Source organism: Brachybacterium timonense (assembly GCF_900258505.1).
In the GTDB taxonomy this organism is placed as follows: domain Bacteria; phylum Actinomycetota; class Actinomycetes; order Actinomycetales; family Dermabacteraceae; genus Brachybacterium; species Brachybacterium timonense.
Genome location: NZ_LT984895.1, coordinates 1,482,966 through 1,501,312 on the forward strand (window position 1 = coordinate 1,482,966; position 18,347 = coordinate 1,501,312).

An 18,347-nucleotide genomic window follows, 5' to 3' on the forward strand; every position below is an offset into this window, starting at 1 on the left:
CCATTCCGCGCGCCGACCGTCCCGCGCTCGCCAAACCGTTTCGCAATCACGGCATCACCAAGCAGATCTTCGTCACCGGCGGCGTGGTCTCCAGCTTGGGCAAGGGCCTGACCGCAGCCTCCCTAGGCATGCTGCTGCGCAACCGTGGACTCCGGGTGCGCATGCAGAAGCTGGACCCGTATCTGAACGTCGACCCGGGCACGATGAACCCCTTCCAGCACGGCGAGGTATTCGTCACCGACGACGGCGCCGAGACCGACCTCGACATCGGCCACTACGAGCGTTTCTTGGATGTTGCCCTCACCCGTGAAGCGAACGTCACCACCGGCCAGATCTACTCGGGTGTGATCGCCCGGGAGCGGCGCGGCGAGTACCTGGGGGACACCGTGCAGGTGATCCCGTACATCACCGATGCGATCAAGGAAGCGATGCGGGCGCAAGCCGGTGACGACGTGGACGTGATCATCACCGAGATCGGTGGGACGGTCGGCGACATCGAATCTCAGCCGTTCCTGGAAGCCGCCCGCCAGGTACGCCAGGACATCGGCCGCGACAACGTGTTCTTCGTGCACGTCTCCCTCGTTCCGTTCATCGGCCCCAGCCAGGAGCTGAAGACGAAGCCGACACAGCACTCCGTGGCGGCCCTGCGCTCGATCGGTATCCAGCCGGATGCGATCGTGCTGCGCGCAGACCGGGCCCTCCCCGAGGGCATCAAACAGAAAATCTCCTCGACCTGCGACGTGGACCGCGACGCTGTGGTGACCTGTCCCGATGCCCCGTCGATCTATGACATCCCGCGTGTGCTGCACGATGAGGGACTCGACGTGTACGCCATCCGGCGGCTGGATCTGCTCTCCCACGATGTGGACTGGTCCCAGTGGGGTGAGCTGCTGCGCCGCGTGCACCATCCGGAGCACGAGGTCACAGTCGGCGTCGTGGGCAAATACATCGACCTGCCCGATGCCTACCTGTCCGTGACCGAGGCGCTGCGGGCAGGCGGCTTCCACCACAACACACGCGTGCGGATCCACTGGATCGAGTCGGACACGTGCACCACCCCCGAGGGGGCCCGTGATCAGCTCGCTGGCGTGGACGCGATCGTTGTACCCGGCGGGTTCGGCGTGCGTGGCGTCGACGGCAAGGTGGGGGCACTGCGGCACGCCCGTCAGACTGGTCTGCCCACGCTCGGGCTGTGCCTGGGTATGCAGTGCATGGTGATCGAGTACGCCCGCAGTGTGCTCGGCTGGGAGGACGCCCACTCCACCGAGTTCGACCCCAGCACCGAGCATGCGGTGATCGCGACGCTCGCCGAACAAGAACACATCGTCGCCGGACAGGGAGACCTGGGTGGCACCATGCGACTGGGCGCGTGGGAGCACGTGCTCGTCGACGGCTCCCTTGCCGCGCGGACGTATGGCACCACGCGGGTGACCGAGCGGCACCGGCACCGTTACGAGGTCTCCGCCGAGCACCGCGGAGAGCTTGAGGAGGCAGGTCTGCGTGCCAGTGGCGCATCCGAGGACGGTTCCCTTGTCGAGGTCGTGGAGCTCGACCAGAACGTGCATCCGTACTACATCGGCACCCAGGCCCATCCAGAGCTCACCAGCCGGCCAACCCATGCACATCCTTTGTTCGCCGCTCTCATCGGTGCAGCGCTCACCGCGCAGCGATCGGCTCGCAGCGCGCAGACGTATCCGACGGCAAACGCACAACGGAATGCGGACCCGGTGGCAGCGCAGGAGGCCGAGCATGCCTCGCGAAGCACGTCAGGAGAACAGCCATGAGCACACCATCCGAGGAGCTAGCCGACCAGCCTGATCCGCGGCCCCTTGCCGCTAGCCGGATCACGCACCACGGCATGGTGTGGGACATCGCCCGCGACACGATCGACTTCGCCCCCGGCGTGCAGTTCGACCGCGAGTACGTTCGTCACACCGGAGCAGTCGCCGTGCTGGCCATCGACGACCAGGACCGTGCCCTGCTGATCCGCCAGTACCGACATCCGGCCCGGTCCGCGCTGTGGGAGATCCCCGCCGGCCTGCTCGATATCGACGGTGAGGATCCCGCCGACGCGGCAGCCAGGGAGCTGCGCGAGGAGACCGGGTACACCGCAGAGCATCTAGAACCGCTGCTGCAGCTGCGTCCCTCCCCGGGCGGCTCCGATGAGCTGATCCGCATCTACCGGGCCCGTGACGTGACCCGTGCTCCGGATGAGGAGTTCGAGCCGAGGGATGAGGAGGCTGAGCTCCTGGTGCGCTGGGTGCCGGTCAGCGATGTCGCGGGCGCGGTGCTCTCCGGTCGCCTGACCAGCGGCACGCTCGTCACAGCGATCCTGGCTCACCTCGCGAGCCGGTCTCGCTGAGGTCGCACGCGGCCAGCACCTGGGCGGACAGCTCCGCCTGCCAGGGCCGCGCCCCGAGCGTGAGAAGCTCCTGCTCGATCTGTTCGCGCGGCCCGGCCTGTTCGTGCTCCCACACCCAGGTGCGCAGCAACGACGGCTGCAGAAGATTCTCCGATGGCAGCTGCAGCTCCTCGGCGCGCTGCGCCATCGCCTCGCGCGCCACCCGGTAGCGGTCCCACACCTGCGGCCACTTCTTCGACCACAGTTTGTGGGGCGGTGGATACTGCGCCTGCGCGCGTTCTGGTAGATGAGCGGCCGGAAGGTCAAGACCGGTCCGGGCCGCCTTCCACCACTGGTCCTTATGGTGCAGTGCTGCGGGGAGCGCAGCCATCATCGCGTCACGGCCCCGCGGTGCCGCCTTGGCTGCAGCGACCAGCTCGCGGTCGCGCAGCACACGATGCGGCGACAGATCGCGGTCACGAGCGATCTCGTCACGGCGCTCCCACAGCGATCGCGCGGCGGCGAGCTGGCGGGTGGAGCGCAGCGAACCCAGGGAGTGCAGACCGCGCCACGACGACGAGCGCACCGGGGTGGGGACGCGGGTGCGCTCATACTCGAACTCCTCCGCGGCCCACTGCGTTTTGCCGGCCCGTTCGAGTCGTGCGGCGAGCACGTCACGCACCTGCACGAGGACCTCCACGTCCAAAGCCGCGTAGGTGAGCCAGGACTCCGGCAGAGGCCGACGCGACCAATCGGCGGCGGCGTGGTCCTTCGCCAACACCAAGCCCAGCGTGTCCTCGACCACGGCGCCCAGGCCCACGCGTTCCATGCCCAGCAGGCGCGCAGCAAGCTCGGTGTCGAACAGTGCGTGGGGCTGGAGTCCGAGCTCACGCAGGCACGGCAGGTCCTGGTCGGCCGCGTGCAGCACCCATTCGCGGTCAGACAGCACGCTCGCCAGCCGCCCCGGCAGTGTGAACGCGAGGGGGTCGAGCAGGAGAGTGCCCGCCGCCTCGGTACGCAGCTGAACCAGGTAAGCGCGAGAGGAGTAGCGGAAGCTTGAGGCACGTTCGGCGTCGACCGCGACCGGTTCATGCGGGGCGTGCTCCGCTGCCTCGCACCACTGCAGCAGGGTCTGCACCCTGTCGGTCACATCCGGGACCCCGTCCCGAGGAGTGGAGAGCGGGCGCGGTGGGTGATCGGAGGCTGGATCTGCGCTCACGGGGCGTCCTGCACGCTGATCGGAGCGCGGGCGCGATGCGTGGGCGAGATCGGGGCGATGCCTTCGGTCACAGGCGGCAGCCCACCGGCAGCCGCGAGCATGGCTGTCCACGCCTGGAAATGGGGGGTGAGTTCGAGGTCTGTGGGCGTCCACGAGACGCGCATCTCGACATCCACGGTCGAGGGACGCGCCGCGAGGGCCCCATAGGACTGAGAGACCACGCGCGTTGCGGTGCAACCGAGCTCCCGCGTGGCAGCGTCATGGAGCTCGAGGGACTCTGTGACCCACGACCAGGCGACATCCCCGAGCATCGATTCGATCGCGAACTCTGGCTCGAGCTGCGCCTGCACGAGAGCAACCATCCGTGAGGTCCCGTCCCAGGCTTCCTGCCCTGCTGGGTCATGCAGCACGACAAGACGACCGCTGGCCAGTTCCTCGTCGTGGACCAGGATCTCCGCCGTTGCCGCCCAGGTTGCCGGTGCCATCCGCGTCGGTGCAGGAATCTCACGCCACTGCACCTCGTGACGCAGCGGGGCAGCGGTCATCGCGGCGATCGCGGCGTGGAACTCCGCATTCCCGGAGCGGAATCTGTGGACAGACACGGTTGCCAGGCTACTGGCGCACTCCGGGCCTGCGGCTCAGGCGCGCCGGGAGCAGCGCCTGGGTGCTCTGCTGCACAGACGCGGTGGCGCTCGCGGCGGGTCACTCGCGGTGACGCAGAGAGATCGAGTTGATGCAGTACCGCTGGTCTGTCGGGGTGGGGAAGCCTTCACCCTCGAATACGTGGCCCAGATGCGATCCACAGGCAGCGCACCGCACCTCGATCCGGCGCATGCCCAGGGACGTGTCCTCCAACAGCTCCACCGCGTCCGAATCCGTCGGCGCCCAGAAGGCTGGCCAGCCACACCGCGCATCGAACTGCTCGGCAGCCGTGAACAACTCCGCGCCACAGGCTCGGCACTCATAGGTGCCCGCCTCGCGCACCTCCTCGTACTCACCCGTGAACGGTCGCTCCGTTCCGCCGTCGCGCAGCACCGCGTACTCCTGCGGACTCAGCCGCTCACGCCACTGCTCAGCGCTGAACGCCACGCGGTACGTGCCCTGGCCGATGGGACGCTCACTGCTCATGCTGTGCCGATCCTTCCACTGCCGGGGTACAGATGCAGGACGGCGACGCTCAGATGATCCTCGACGCGGTGCGCCCAGTCCTGCGCGAAGGTCTCCTCGAGCAGCTGCGGATCCGAGTAGACGACCACCGCGCCGAGCGAGCAGCCCTGCTGCAGGCGTTCGCGGATCGACGGGATCGGATCATCCTCCACCACCGAACCATCCACGATGCAGCCGACGGATTCGAAAGCGCGCGTGACGGACGCGAGCACGGCCTGCGCCTCGTTCGCGGCACGGCGCCGTGTGCGTTCACCCTGCGCTCGTTCGGCAATGGCATCCCAAGCGGCCCGCAGATCCAACAGACCGAGAGAATCGATGACCTCTGCGATCACCGAACGCTCAGTGTCCGCAGGAACCACCACATCCACCCGTGGCCCGGAAGCAGGAGCCGCCGGGCCGACACGAGGATCCTGCTTCGTGTCACCAGGACCAGCCGCGAGCGACTCGTCGGCATCGGCCTCGGCGTCCGGGCTGAGCCCCAGATACTCCAAGGCACGCATGGCGTCGGCGTTCTCGAGCGGCACCTCCGACAGGACGATGAAACTGCTGTGCATGCCCTCGATGCTACTCACATTCGAGGCGCTCTCACCTGTGCACGAACCACAGTGCTCCGTACGGGCTCACGGTGATCTCCGGCACCTCCAGGTCCCACACCGTCGATGTCAGAAGCTCAGCGGGTTGAGCCCCGACGATGCCGCGCAGCACACCGGGATCGATGCTCACCGGCTCCGGAGCAAAGGAGTACAGCTGCGCCATCGAGCCGCGTGGATGGTCGCGGCGCAGCAGAAGCAATCGGTGATCGTGGCCGCCCACGATGACTGACTCGACGCTGGCATGCAGCTGCGGGGTGCGCGCCCGGACCGCCGCCAGATGCCGGATGCCGGCAAGCACCCGCGCCTGAGCCGACAGGGGTGTCTCCTCACCCTTCGCCAGTTCCGCCTCGATCCGCCCGAGCGCCTCCCAGTCCATGCGCGGGCGATGCACCCAGCGGTTGTCACCGGCATGCGCGGGATCGTCGGCCCACTCCGGATCATTCATCAGAGCGATCTCATCGCCCATATACAGCAACGGCACACCGCCGAAACCCATCATCACGGCATGAAGCATGAGGATGCGCCGCACCGCGAGCGCTTCAGCAGCCGAGTCACCATCCTCGAGAGCCCTCTCCAGGCCGGCGAGTGAGGCCAGGGAACCGGAGATACGGGCATCACCGGTAGCGGGATTGTGCTGGAACACGAGCCCGCGAGCGAAGGAACCCGGGAAGGAACCAGAGTAGAAGTCCGAAAGAAACGCCCGGTGAGCGAAGCCGTTCAGGCCCACTGCCGCGGCGTCGTCATCGGTGACGGCCCAGCCGATGTCGTCATGGCAGCGCACGTACGTGCACCAGGTGGTGCGTGAGGGCTTCGCCGGGAATGCAGCGAGCGCCGTGGCCAGCAGGCTCGTGTCGCGGGCGGCAAGGGCGCTCCACAGCTGCACCATGAGCGAGTTGTGATAGGCCGTCTCGCTGACCAGCCCCCAGTTCTCGCCGGTGCCCAGATACTCGATGAGGTCCTGCGGGCCGACGATCGCTTCAGCTTTGAAGGCCAGCGCAGGCGCGGCGATCCGGGCGGCTGCGCGCAGGGCACGGGTGAGGTAATGCACCTCCGGCTGGTTCTGGCAATCGGTGCCCAGGCGCTTCCATGTGAAGGCGATCGCGTCCAGCCGCAGCACGTCCACGCCCTGGTTCGCCAGGAACAGGATGATGTCCAGGTACTCGCAGAACACATCCGGGTTGGACCAGTCCACGTCCCACTGGAACGCATTGAACGTGGTCCACACCCACCCGTCGAGCTCGTCGTCCCAGGTGAAGTTGCCCGGTGCGAAATCGGGGAACACCTCTGGCAGCGACTCCTCCCACCGATCCGGCTCCGTGCGATCGGGGTACACGCGGAAATAGTCGCGGTAGCGCTGCTCGCCGGCGCGAGCACGTACAGCCCACTCATGCTCGCGGGCCACATGGTTCAGCACCAGATCGAGTTCCAGGCTGATACCGCGCGCATGCAGGTCCCGCGCCAGCGCCGCGACATCATCCATGGTGCCCAGGTCAGCACGCACCGTCCGGTAGTCACGCACCGCGTAGCCGCCGTCGCTGTCTCCGGGCCGCGGGTCGAGCAGCGGCATCAGGTGCAGGTGCGTCACGCCCAAGCTGTCGAGGTGATCCAGGTGGCTGCGCACTCCTGCCAGGTCACCGGCGAAGCGATCGGCGTAGGCCACGTAGGCGAGCATGCCGGGGTCCTGCAGCCAATCAGGGCGCAGCAGGCGAGCCTCGTCGCGTTCGCGCAGATCCTCCGGGCGCTGCTCCATTGCGGCGGCGACGCTCTGCAGCACCCGCTCGAACAGGTCATCGGCGCGCTCGCCGTAGACCACCTGCAGTCCGCGCCGAAGATCATCACCGTAGCGTGCGAGGCGCAGATCGAAAGACCGGCGCAGCGCCGGATCCACGTCACGCAGAGGGTCGGCACCCGCAGGAGTGGTGGCCGACGTGGCCGAATGGTCAGATGTGCGCATCAGCGGGGCTCCTCGACGGTGCGGAAAAACGGGCCGGACCGGCGCCCGTGTCCTCCTCATCCTAGGTATCAGCTGTCTCGACGGTCGGGGACCTACACTGCAGGCCATGGACAGTGCCTCGCATCGACAGGCTCGTCGTTCCCGGTCCGGTTCTCGCCCTCGTCTGCGCGGGCACCTGCGCAGCAGTGTGCTCGCGGGAATCACAGTGGGCGGTGCATTCGTCCTCACCGGGGGACTACTGACGCTCGGTGCCCGGATCATCGCTCGCATCGCCCTGGTGCCGCAGGGGGACCTGCGCCAGCGGCCCGACACCGAGGTGCGTGCCGCCTACCCGGATCGCCTGCATCTGGACGCGACAGCAGAAACCGCACGCAACGGGGTGATCGCGCTGCGCCAGTCCGGTGGGGCGGTGCATGTGCGGCTCGGCGCCGTCACGGGGCGCCCGACGGCGCGGACTGTCTCCCGCCCGATCCTCGCTCAGGACACCGCGGAGGGGCCGCGTGTGGGCCGAGCTCGCACGAATGGATTCTTCTGGGCCGGCACTCCGTGGACAGCGCACAGCCTGGACACCCGCGAGGTGCAGGTGCAGTCCCCGGTGGGGCAGATGCCCGCCTGGCTGGTGGCCGCCGATCCCGAGCGTGCCCGGAGGACCGGCGCCGACGGCACCTGGGCGGTGCTGATCCATGGCCATGGCGCTACGCGAGGTGAGGCGCTGCGGCTGATCCCGCTTCTGCACGAGCTCGGGATCACCACGCTCACCATCACGTATCGCAATGACGTCGGCGCGCCAGCGTCTGCCGATGCGCTGTACCACTTGGGGTCAGCAGAGTGGGAGGACGCCGATGCTGCCGTCCAGCATGCGCTCGACGCCGGCGCGCAACGGGTTGTCCTGGTCGGTTGGTCCATGGGTGGCGGCATCGCATTGCGTACGGCCGTGAAGTCCCCTCGTCGGGACGCGATCGCCAGTGTCGTTCTGGATTCACCCGCGGTGGATTGGACGGAAATCCTGGTCCACCACGCCAACGCGCTGCGGGCGCCGCGCGTGATGCAACGCATGGCGCTGTGGATGATGGCCTCTGGCGTGGGCCATCGCACCATCGCACTGCGCGAGCCGCTCGCTCTGCTCGAGATGCGCCCGGAGTTCTACGCCGACCACCTGCAGGTGCCGACGTTGCTGCTGCATGCTCTCGATGACACGACCGTGCCGGTGGGGCCGAGCCGTCGCCTGGCTGCGCTGGCTCATGACCGTGTGCGCTTCGAAGGCTTCGAGGGCGCCTCCCATACCCGCGAGTGGAACCGTGACCCGGAACGCTACGAGCGGGTGGTGGCCGACCATATGGCGCGCACGCTCGGTCTGCGCATCGACGTCAGCGCCCTTGACCTGCCGGTGCGGAATCCGGGCACCGCCCCCGGGCCGCACGCCACGGGGGAGCGGCGGTGACCAGGCGCGGCGGTAGTACTGCGCGGCCTCGGCTCTCAGAGGTCGAGCAACAACCCGAGCACCTCGCGCACCTCGGCGAGAGCTACGGGCCCGACGGCGCCTCGAGTCGTCGCCAGTCGTGCGACAGATACTGAGCGCACATGCTGGCACTGCGCCGCCGATGGGGCGCTGAGCCGGTTGTCGTGATCCGGCTCGATGTACACCTCTGCCCCGCTGGGGCGAATCGTCCGAGTCAGGGGAACGACCTGCACAACGTTCGGTTCGCCCCGCAGTACGCCGTTGGCGGTCACGACGATGGCTGGCCGCCGACGTCCGGCTTCGCTGCCGACGGGGGTGCCCAGATCAACCTCGACGATGTCACCCGAGTTCAGCATTGAGCCAGGTTTCTTCGTCGCTGGTGAGTTCAGTGTTCAACTCGTGCCCCATCGACAGTTGCCGCAAGGCGCGCAGTGCGCGATCAACTGTCTGGTCGACCGTCTCGTGGCGCTGCGCGGCTAATCGCGTGATCCGGCCGTGAGTCTGCCGACTGACTCGTATGGTGGTTGTTTCGCTCATGCTCTCAACCTAGGGGTTGTAGACAATTGTGTCTACAACTGGCGGGGGTGGGGTGACGGTCGGACATACCGGCTGAGCGTTGCCGTGGAGCCGACGATCAGGGAAGCCACCTGCCACTCGCTGTGATGCTCGGCTCCGTTCATGACACGTGGGGCTGCTCCGCCGACGGTGCAGTGAGAGACGGAGAAGCACAGCTCGTCGAGCAGACCCGCATCGGCCAGCTGCGCGAGCGCCTGCGGCCCACCCTCCGCTTGGATGGCGCGGAAGCCGAGGCCCGCCAGCACATCACGGGCGGCAACTGCATCAGGGACCTCATGCACATGCTCGATCGGGAAGCCTGTGCGGGTGCGCACAGACGCTGAGGTGCCGGGCGGCACCAGCAGATGCGTGGGCCAGTCCGCCTCGACCGACGGGGGCAGATCACCGCTGCGCGTCCAGATCGCAAGGGCAGGCCGGGCCGCCCCGCCCGGGCGGCGCGACGGGGACAGCAGATCCCGTCGGCCGAGCGGCCTGCGGTAATCCTCGACCCGCACCGTGGACGCACCCACCAGGACGACATCGCACAGGGCGCGCAGCACGCCGAAGAGGAAAGAATCATCAGCATTGCGCAGCGAGCCGCTGGTGCCGTCGGCCCCTGCCACAGCACCGTCGACGGTGGTGTTCATCATGGCGCGCACATGGACTCGATCCGCGGGCGGTGCATAGAGCTCGGCGAGCATCTGAGCCCCCGGAGCATCCGGTGCGATCCGCTGAGGGGTGACCGGCGCACCGTTGTTCCAGATGAGGTGCAGGTCATGTGCGTGCGTCATGCAGTCAGGGTAGGGGAGAGCAGGCCCCGTCGGCGCCCTAGACTGAGTCGGTGACCTCAGCGCTATCGGAGATCCGGCCCGAACCCACGCTCGAGCGACTGCTCGCGGACCTGGTGCCCCCGCCGCGCTTCGAGCAGGCGCGGCTATCCACCTACGTGCCTGACCCGGCGTACCCGTCGCAGGCCGCGGCGAAGGAGCGGATCGCTGACTTCGCCGCCTCCCTGGGCGGCCCCGAGAAGAAGGGCAAGGGCCTGCTGGGGCGTATCGGCCTGGGTGGGAAGAAGAAGGAACCCGCCCGCGGCATCTACCTCGACGGCGGCTTCGGCGTCGGCAAGACTCACCTGCTCGCCTCGCTGTTCCACGAGACAACCGGGCATCGCTCCTACGGCACCTTCGTGGAGTACACCAACCTCGTGGGCCTGCTGGGTTTTGCGAAGGCACTCGATGTGCTCTCGCAGTCAGGACTGGTGTGCATCGACGAGTTCGAGCTTGATGATCCCGGCGACACGCTGCTGATGACCCGCCTGATCCGCGAACTGTCCGATCAGGGCGTCGCGATCGTGGCAACATCCAACACGCTCCCGGAGGCACTGGGGGAGGGCCGGTTCGCCGCCCAGGACTTCCTGCGGGAGATCCAGGCGATGGCTGAACGCTTCGAGGTGCTGCGCATCGACGGCGTCGACTATCGCGGCCGCTCCGCTGTCGACGAGATCCCGGCCCTACCCGGTGCGCAGGTACGCGCTCTCGCCGACGCCGACGCCGACGGCGCCACCCTTGATGCTCTGCCGGACCTGCTCGCACACCTCGGCACCGTCCACCCCAGCCGCTACGGCGCGATGATCGACGACGTCCGACGCGTACACGTGACCGATGCGCGCACCATTGACGACCACAACGACGCTCTGCGTCTCGTGGTGCTCATCGACCGCCTGTACGACCGGCAGATTCCCGTTCTCGCAGCCAGCGCTGATGGAGCTGACCAGTTGCCTGCCGTGTACAGCGAGAAACTGCTCACCAGCGGCTACCGCAAGAAGTACTACCGTTCCCTGTCGCGCCTGTCCTCGCTCGTGCGCGACGGTCTGGCGCTCGCCGCGTGAGCGTGCGGCGCCGGCGCAGCCACACCTCTCAGCGGGGCAGCACCTCCAGGATCCCGCCGACGAACCAGCTGGCGACGCCGAGGCTTGAGGCGAATCCCACCAGGCCCAGCAGCATCCAGATCACCTGACGCCCGACGGCATGACGCTGAGCTACCCCCGGCGCGATGAACACGCGCGGGTTGTGAGGATCAGCGAGCACATCGACCTCCTGGCCGGTCCGGTCCTCCGAGTCCGCCCCTGGGACGACCGGCCTGCCATCGGTGACGCCAGCCGGATGTGCTACCCGGATGAGCTCGTCACGCCAGGTGAGATCCGTCTGCGTGAGGTCCTCATGCGTGTTTGTGATGCGGCGCGCACGTGACTGTAGGACGACGCCGCGCAGTCTTAGCCCTGAGCGGCGAAGGCGAATCACGCGCCAGAGGCGTCGGCCATGACGGATCGCCGCCAGCAGCCCGATCATGCCCGGCGCAAGCACGATCAGTGTCATCACGGCCAGAACGACCGCCGGCATCAGCTGCATGAGTCTCACCCCACGCGCAGGACTGCTGCACCGGGGCCGCTGAATACGATCGGCGCACCCGCCTCAGGGCGCGGGACGCCGAAGACCGCCAGGACGTCGGCTGGAACCAGATCGGTGGCTCGTCCGGAACCACGGTGAGCGAGGACAGCCAGGTCACCGCGTCGAAGCAGCACGGTCTCCTCATCGATGACCTCGACCGATGCGCGCCTGAGGTCCGGATCACGCAGATCAGCATGCTCCCGGCGCAAGCCGATGAGAGTGCGGTACCAGGCGAGGATGCGGGCGTGGTCGCCCTGGTCACGCTCGGACCAGTTCAGCTGGGAGGCGGTGAACGTGCTCGGCGCCTGGGGGTCGGGCACCTCATCACTCCAGCCCATCTTCGCGAACTCCTCGCGGCGCCCTGCACTCACCAGCGGTCCGAGCTCAGCATCATGATCGGTGAAGAACGCGAACGGGGCAGACGCCGCCCACTCCTCGCCCTGGAACAGCATCGGGGTCGCGGGCCCCAGCAGAATCAGCGAGATCGCGGCGGCGTGCTCACCGGGGGTGAGGCTGTGATGGATCCGGTCGCCGGTGGCGCGATTGCCCACCTGGTCGTGGTCCTGCAGGAACGCCACGAAAGAATGCGCGTCGTAATCCGTTGAGGCCGGATCGACCGGGGCGCCCCAGTCCTGGTCACGGAACGTCGAGAACGTGCCGGCATGCTCGAACATGCCCGTGAGAGTCCGGGACAGCACCTCGGTGGAGCCGAAATCGACGTAGTAGCCGGCTCGCTCCCCAGTGACCCAGGCATGCACGGCGTGGTGCACGTCATCGGCCCACTGCATGTCCATGCCTAGGCCGCCGCGTGCGGTCGGGGTGACGGTCACCGGGTCATTGCGATCCGACTCCGCGATGAGCGTCAGCGTGCGGCCCGTCTCAGCCTCCCAGTCGCTGACAGCGTCGGCGAGTTCGGCCAGGAGATGCGTTGCGGAGTCATCACGCAGCTCGTGGACGGCGTCCAGGCGCAGACCGTCGATGCCGAAGTCCACCAGCCACTGGCGCGCCGAGCCCACCAGGAACGCACGTACCTGATCACTCCCGGGCTGGTCGAGATTCACGGCGCTGCCCCACGGAGTGTGGTGCGCATCGGTGAAATAGGGGCCGAACATGCCCAGATAGTTCCCCGCGGGCCCCAGATGATTGTGGACGACGTCCAGTACGACGGCGAGCCCGCGCGCATGCGCAGCTTCCACGAAACGCATCAGCCCAGCGGGGCCGCCATACGCCTCGTGCACGGCGTACAGGCCGACGCCGTCGTAGCCCCAGCCGCGCTCGCCGGGGAATGTTGCCACCGGCATCAGTTCGACGGCGTCCACGCCGAGCGCCACGAGATCATCAAGTCGTTCGATCGCCGTCTCGAAGGTGCCTGCGGAGCCGTCGGCCGCAGGGGCGAAGGTGCCCACATGCAGTTCATAGATCACCCCACCGCGGAACCCGGGCAGGGCCGGCGGTTCGGTGGTGCGCAGACGGCCCGGCTCCACGACCTCGCTCTCACCGTGGACTCCGTCTGGCTGGGACAGCGACCGTGGGTCCGGCAGCCACAGCTCACCTGCGTCCAGGCGAAACGCGTAGCGGGCGCCCGGCACGGCCGGAACACCCGGCAGCTCGAACCAGCCGTTCTCGCCGCGGCGCATCGCGTGCTCGGTGCCATCCACACGCACAGTGACGGACTGTGCGGCAGGGGCCCACAGGGCGTACTCGTCGTAGCTGCGGATCACGGGCTGATCAGCTCCTTGGGGCATCACGGCGGGTGCGTCGGACAGTGACGGCATGGACGGAAGATGAGTGTGGCCGGCGCGACAATGCGCGTCAGCTGATGCGTTGAAGCAGTGCGACTGGCAGGTCAGGCAGAAGCTGTGCGAGCGGTCGCATCCCACCCTCGTGTTCGACGCCGGTGAGAAGGTCCATCCACGGTCCCTCGGGCAGCACAACAGCGGTCTCGCCCCAGCCTCCGCGCTGCGCGAGCGTATGCGCCAGGCGGGTCGCGACGGTGACCAGCTGCGGCTGCTCGCCCTCGAGCCCGCGGGCGAAGGCGACGGCATGCGAGGTCGTGGTCGGGATCGGCCTGTAGTCGGCCGTGCGGCCCTGGAACCAGGCAGGATGCTCGCGACGAACCGTCAGAGCTCTATGGGTGACCCACAGTTTCTCGTCGGCGATCCCATCCGGGCGGGCACCCTGCTGCATGCGCTCAAGCCGCTCAGCCCGTAGCGCATGGTCCACCGCGCGCCGGTTATCGGGATCCACGAGCGAGAGATCCACCATCTCGTTGCCCTGGTACACATCGGGTACACCCGGCATCGTGAGCTGGATCAGCTTCTGCCCGAGGATCGCGGCGCGCTGCGCGGGCAGAGTGCGCTGCGTCCACGCGGTGAGCAGAGCATCGACCTCGGGGCTCTCGAGTGCCGCGTGGCCCAGGGCGCGCACCTGCTCTTCGTACTGCGCATCCTGCTGCGTCCACGTGGTGTGTGTCTTGGCCTCACGCATCGCCTTGGTGAGGTAGGCGTCCAGGCGTTCGGCGTCGATTCGCGCTGCGGGGGAGCCGGGCAGATCCCAGCAGCCCGCCAGCGTCTGCCACAGCAGCAATGCCATCGGTGCATCCACGCGGTCACCACGATGCTCGGCGGTCGTCTCCTGCAGCTCGTGCACGAGGCGAGCCCACTCCTCAGGCGCTTCTGTGAGCACGGCCAGGCGTGCACGCACGTCCTCGCTGCGCTTGGTGTCGTGCGTGGACAGAGTGGTCATCGCGTCGGGGCGAGTCAGCGCCATCGTGCGGGCGTGCTCGTGCAGGGCGTCGGGCTCCACACCGATCCGGTCCGGATCCGACCCCACTTCGTTGACCGGCAGGAAGCGGGTGAAGCGGTAGAAGGACGTGTCTTCGAGCGACTTCGCATGCACGGGGCCGCAGGTCTGGGCGAAACGCACCACCACCTCGGCACGGTCCTCTGCTGCCGTGCGGCCAGCACTGCCGATCTCATCACCGCACACCAGTGCGACAACGACCTCGAGGGTCCACACCACGTCTTCGTCATCGCCCAGAAGCACGCGGGCACGCTCGGCAGCGTCCTCGATCACGGCGCGTTCGGCGCCGGGAGCCCGCTCGCCGGGCACGATGTAGGCGCGATAGCGGTCCATCGAACGCAGCAGCGCCACCACGACAGACTGGATGTGGCGCCGCGTGATGTCCCGCAAACGGATGTCCGCTTGGCAGATCCGCTGGATCAACGTGGTCAGCCGCTCAATCTCTGCCCACAGGCTGGTGGTCACGACCAGCTGGGTCGATTCGGCCGCGACATCCGCGAACGGGCGCAGATCGCCCGTCTCGCGCTGCCAGAGGTGGGTGAGGCCGAGTGCGCCGCGCGGATCGTGGAACAGACCGCTTACGCGCCACAGCGCGTCGTACCCGGTGGTGCCGGCGCAGGGGAAGTCTCCGGGAAGCTGTTCATCTCCCTCCAGGATCTTCTCCACGACGGTCCAGGCGCCGCCGGTGGCCTCCGAGAGATTGCGCAGGTAGCCGCGCGGATCGGCGAGGCCATCCGGATGGTCGATCCGGTAGCCGTCGATCACCCCGTCGGCCTGCAGCCGCAGCAGAGTCGAGTGGGTGGCTTCGAAGACCTCCGGCAACTCCACCCGGACCGCAGCAAGTGTGTCCACATCGAAGAAGCGCCGATAGTTCAGTTCGTCGGCGGCGACCTTCCAGTACGCCAGGCGGTACCACTGCCGCTCGAGCAGGTCGGTGATGCCCAGGTGCTCCGTGCCCTCGGCTACGGGCAGGACGTGGTCGAAGTAGCGCACCACGCTCTCGCGGCGTGTCGTCCCGTCGGCCTGTGGCACGTCGATCTGATCGATGCTCAGCTCACCATCGGCCAGGACCTTCCCGATCGGACGCCCCAGCAGCGGCATCAGGATCGAACGTTCGGTGCTCGCGTCGATATCGAACCAGTCCGCGTACGGTGACGAGGGGCCATCGCGCAGCACAGACCACAAGGCATGGTTGTGCCAGATCGGGCTCGGGATCGCCATGTGGTTAGGCACCACATCGACGATGAGGCCCATGCCGTGCTCGTGCGCGGCAGCAGCCAGTCGACGCAGAGCCTCCTCGCCACCGATCTCCGCACTGATCCGCGTATGGTCCACCACGTCGTAGCCGTGCGTGGAACCGGGAGCGGCCTGCAGCACAGGCGAGCAGAACACGTGGCTGACGCCGAGCCGCGCAAGGTACGGCACGAGTGCTGCCGCATCATCGCAGGTGAAGCCCGCGTGCAGCTGCAGCCGGTACGTGGCGGTGGGGACGATCGGGGCCGCTGAATCCACGGTCTGCGCGCTCATGACTGCTCGCCGTGCTCAGCGTGGTCATCGGAACCGAGGCGGCTGGGCGGACGTGCCTCGGTGGAGCCGACGCCCTCCGTGGGCTCCGGTGCCGCGCCCAGCGAGGTGCGGGTCATCGATTCGGCGATCGACGCCGGCCGCTCCTGTCCGTGTTCGTCGCCCTCCTCGTGTGTGCGACCCAGGAACAGGAAGGAGAACGCTGGCCTGGTCAGCACTGTGCCGGCTTCCAGCTCATCGCCCAGATTGTGACGATCAGCGGTGCCGGAGACCACCGTCCAGGTCGGCCCGTATTCGGCTGGAGGCAGCGTGAAGTCGACGTCGTTGCCCGAGTTGTTGAACAGCAGCAGTGCCGAGTCATCGACGATGCGCTCACCGCGTTCATTCGGTTCGGGGATCGCGGAGCCGTTGAGGAACACCGTCAAGCATTTGCCCACCGGATCATCCCACTCGGCATCCTCCATCGGTTCACCGTCGGTGGCCAGCCATACGACGTCCGGCAGGGCCGACTCGGCGCCGTCGCGCACATCACCGACGAGGAACCGCCGACGCCGGAAGATGGGGTGCTTGCGGCGCAGCGCGATCAGCTGTCGGGTGACCGCGAGCATCTCCTGCTGCCACGCATCCAGGTCCCAGTGCACCCACGCCAGCTCATTGTCCTGACAGTAGGCGTTGTTGTTGCCCTGCTGCGTGCGGCCCATTTCATCGCCGTGAGAGATCATCGGCACGCCCTGGCTGAGCAGGAGGGTCGCCATCATGTTCTTTGCGCGGCGCAGGCGTAGCTCGAGTACGTGCTCGTCATCCGTGGGGCCTTCCGCACCGGAGTTCCAGGAACGGTTGTGGCTCTCGCCATCGTTGCCGTCTTCGCCGTTGGCTTCGTTGTGGCGTTCGTTGTACGAGACGAGATCGCGCAGCGTGAAGCCGTCGTGCGCGGTGATGAAGTTGATTGACGCGATCGGTGTGCGGCCGGTGTGCTCATACAGGTCCGAGGATCCGGCCAGGCTCGAGGCGAACATCGGCAGCATGCCCTCCTCTGAGCGGTGCACGTCCCGCATGGTGTCGCGGTACCGGCCGTTCCACTCGGACCACAGCGGCGGGAAACCGCCCACCTGATATCCGCCCTCGCCCAGATCCCACGGCTCGGCGATCAGCTTGGCCTGGGAGATGATCGGGTCCTGCTGGATGATGTCGAAGAAGCTCGAGAGGCGATCCACCTCGTGCAGCTCGCGGGCGAGCGTGGAGGCGAGGTCGAAGCGGAAGCCGTCCACGTGCATCTCGGTGATCCAGTACCGCAGCGAGTCCATGATCAGCTGCAGCACATGCGGCGTGCGCATGAGCAGCGAGTTCCCGGTGCCGGTGGTGTCGTAGTAGTGCGCCCTGTCCTCATCCACGAGGCGGTAGTACGCGGCGTTATCGATCCCGCGGAAGCAGAGGGTGGGGCCCATGTGGTTGCCTTCGGCGGTGTGGTTGTAGACCACATCGAGGATCACCTCGATGTCCGCCTCATGCAGGTTCTTCACCATCTGCTTGAACTCCTGAACCTGCTGGCCCAGGTCGCCGGCATAGGCGTACTCGTTGTGCGGAGCGAAGAAGCCGATGGTGTTGTAACCCCAGTAGTTGCGCAGGCCCTTCTCGATCAGGTGACCGTCCTGCACGAACTGATGCACCGGCATGAGCTCGACCGCGGTGACGCCCAGCGACTTCAGATGCTCGATGATCACCGGATGGCCCATCGCCACATAGGTGCCGCGGATCGACTCATCGATGTCGGGGTGCAGCATGGTCAGGCCCTTGACGTGGGCTTCGTAGATGACGGTGTCGTGGTAGTCGTGCGCGGGTGGATGGTCGTTGCCCCAGTCGAAGTAGGGGGAGACGACGACGGAATGCATGGTGTGCTGCGCCGAGTCTTCGGTGGACCGTTCCGCGTGATCATCGAAGTCGTAGCTGTACAGCGACTGGTGGTTGCTGGCCATGCCCGAGATCGCCTTGGCGTACGGGTCCAGCAGCAGCTTGGAAGGATCGCAGCGGTGTCCGTTCGCGGGGTCGTACGGGCCGTGAACACGGAAGCCGTAGCGCTGGCCCGGCTGGACGGAGGGCAGATACACGTGCCAGACGTGAGCGTCGACTTCGGTGATCTCCACGCGCCGCTCAGAGCCGTCCTCCTCCAGTAGGCACAGCTCCACGCCGTCCGCGACCTCGGAGAAGAGTGCGAAGTTCGTCCCGCTGCCGTCGAACGTAGCCCCGAGCGGGTAGGGGCGGCCAGGCCAGATCTGCATGCGGCCACAG

16 protein-coding genes are annotated in these 18,347 nt (G+C 67.5%); 4 read left to right on the forward strand and 12 right to left on the reverse strand.

The window, feature by feature from the left end:
- Positions 1–2 precede the first annotated feature (2 nt).
- Together C8271_RS06525 and C8271_RS06530 are read left to right on the forward strand one after the other, a co-directional pair.
- Positions 3–1,784, forward strand: a complete 1,782-nt coding sequence (locus C8271_RS06525; protein ID WP_281260375.1) for a CTP synthase — start codon at positions 3–5, stop codon at positions 1,782–1,784.
- On the forward strand, positions 1,781–2,362 hold the full coding sequence (locus tag C8271_RS06530) for an NUDIX domain-containing protein (protein WP_106506624.1): 582 nt from the start codon (positions 1,781–1,783) through the stop codon (positions 2,360–2,362). Before C8271_RS06525 ends, C8271_RS06530 begins: the two co-directional genes overlap by 4 nt.
- On the opposite strand, the gene C8271_RS06535 is transcribed toward C8271_RS06530, so the two are convergent.
- The 5 genes from C8271_RS06535 to C8271_RS06555 form a co-directional block, all read right to left on the reverse strand.
- Positions 2,322–3,560 carry an HRDC domain-containing protein gene (locus tag C8271_RS06535; protein ID WP_106506625.1) on the reverse strand — a complete coding sequence of 413 codons (1,239 nt, stop codon included), beginning with the start codon at positions 3,558–3,560 and terminating at the stop codon, positions 2,322–2,324. The two genes, C8271_RS06530 and C8271_RS06535, sit on opposite strands and share 41 nt — an antisense overlap.
- Positions 3,557–4,162: a DUF3000 domain-containing protein gene (locus C8271_RS06540; RefSeq protein ID WP_106506626.1), complete on the reverse strand. Its 606-nt coding sequence runs from the start codon at positions 4,160–4,162 to the stop codon at positions 3,557–3,559. Before C8271_RS06540 ends, C8271_RS06535 begins: the two co-directional genes overlap by 4 nt.
- Positions 4,163–4,262: 100 nt before the next feature.
- A complete protein-coding gene (msrB, locus tag C8271_RS06545) occupies positions 4,263–4,688 on the reverse strand; it encodes a peptide-methionine (R)-S-oxide reductase MsrB (RefSeq protein ID WP_106506627.1) in 426 nt (141 codons plus the stop codon).
- Positions 4,685–5,281 carry a hypothetical protein gene (locus C8271_RS06550; RefSeq protein ID WP_106506628.1) on the reverse strand — a complete coding sequence of 199 codons (597 nt, stop codon included), beginning with the start codon at positions 5,279–5,281 and terminating at the stop codon, positions 4,685–4,687. The genes msrB and C8271_RS06550 overlap by 4 nt, the downstream gene beginning before the upstream one ends.
- Positions 5,282–5,312: 31 nt before the next feature.
- The gene (locus tag C8271_RS06555; protein ID WP_106506629.1) at positions 5,313–7,274 is read right to left on the reverse strand and encodes an alpha-amylase family protein; all 1,962 of its coding nucleotides are present in this window, start codon (positions 7,272–7,274) and stop codon (positions 5,313–5,315) included.
- A 106-nt stretch (positions 7,275–7,380) separates the two neighbouring features.
- Here C8271_RS06555 and C8271_RS06560 point away from each other — a divergent pair, with 106 nt between their 5' ends.
- Positions 7,381–8,715, forward strand: a complete 1,335-nt coding sequence (locus C8271_RS06560) for an alpha/beta hydrolase family protein (RefSeq protein WP_106506630.1) — start codon at positions 7,381–7,383, stop codon at positions 8,713–8,715.
- A gap of 35 nt (positions 8,716–8,750) precedes the next feature.
- On the opposite strand, the gene C8271_RS06565 is transcribed toward C8271_RS06560, so the two are convergent.
- The 3 genes from C8271_RS06565 to C8271_RS06575 are packed head-to-tail and all read right to left on the reverse strand — an operon-like array spanning position 8,751 to position 10,079.
- Entirely contained in the window at positions 8,751–9,089 is a 339-nt protein-coding gene (locus tag C8271_RS06565) for a type II toxin-antitoxin system PemK/MazF family toxin (RefSeq protein ID WP_106506631.1), read from the reverse strand.
- Positions 9,073–9,270: a hypothetical protein gene (locus C8271_RS06570; RefSeq protein WP_106506632.1), complete on the reverse strand. Its 198-nt coding sequence runs from the start codon at positions 9,268–9,270 to the stop codon at positions 9,073–9,075. The genes C8271_RS06565 and C8271_RS06570 overlap by 17 nt, the downstream gene beginning before the upstream one ends.
- 32 nt (positions 9,271–9,302) lie before the next feature.
- The gene (locus C8271_RS06575) at positions 9,303–10,079 is read right to left on the reverse strand and encodes a dihydrofolate reductase family protein (protein ID WP_106506633.1); all 777 of its coding nucleotides are present in this window, start codon (positions 10,077–10,079) and stop codon (positions 9,303–9,305) included.
- 50 nt (positions 10,080–10,129) lie between these two features.
- Between C8271_RS06575 and zapE the strand changes: the two genes are divergently transcribed.
- Positions 10,130–11,176 carry a cell division protein ZapE gene (gene zapE / locus C8271_RS06580; RefSeq protein ID WP_106506634.1) on the forward strand — a complete coding sequence of 349 codons (1,047 nt, stop codon included), beginning with the start codon at positions 10,130–10,132 and terminating at the stop codon, positions 11,174–11,176.
- Positions 11,177–11,204: 28 nt separating this feature from the next.
- Here the strand turns inward: zapE and C8271_RS06585 are convergent, their stop codons facing one another.
- Genes C8271_RS06585 through glgX form a run of 4 tightly spaced genes read right to left on the reverse strand, consistent with a single transcriptional unit; the run spans position 11,205 to position 18,337 of the window.
- Entirely contained in the window at positions 11,205–11,696 is a 492-nt protein-coding gene (locus C8271_RS06585; RefSeq protein WP_106506635.1) for a DUF3592 domain-containing protein, read from the reverse strand.
- A 5-nt stretch (positions 11,697–11,701) separates the two neighbouring features.
- Complete coding sequence (treZ, locus tag C8271_RS06590; protein WP_245920986.1) at positions 11,702–13,510, reverse strand: malto-oligosyltrehalose trehalohydrolase; 1,809 nt, start codon at positions 13,508–13,510, stop codon at positions 11,702–11,704.
- A gap of 37 nt (positions 13,511–13,547) precedes the next feature.
- The gene (gene treY, locus C8271_RS06595) at positions 13,548–16,064 is read right to left on the reverse strand and encodes a malto-oligosyltrehalose synthase (RefSeq protein WP_106506636.1); all 2,517 of its coding nucleotides are present in this window, start codon (positions 16,062–16,064) and stop codon (positions 13,548–13,550) included.
- On the reverse strand, positions 16,061–18,337 hold the full coding sequence (glgX, locus tag C8271_RS06600) for a glycogen debranching protein GlgX (protein ID WP_106506637.1): 2,277 nt from the start codon (positions 18,335–18,337) through the stop codon (positions 16,061–16,063). The genes treY and glgX overlap by 4 nt, the downstream gene beginning before the upstream one ends.
- Between the last annotated feature and the right edge of the window lie 10 nt (positions 18,338–18,347).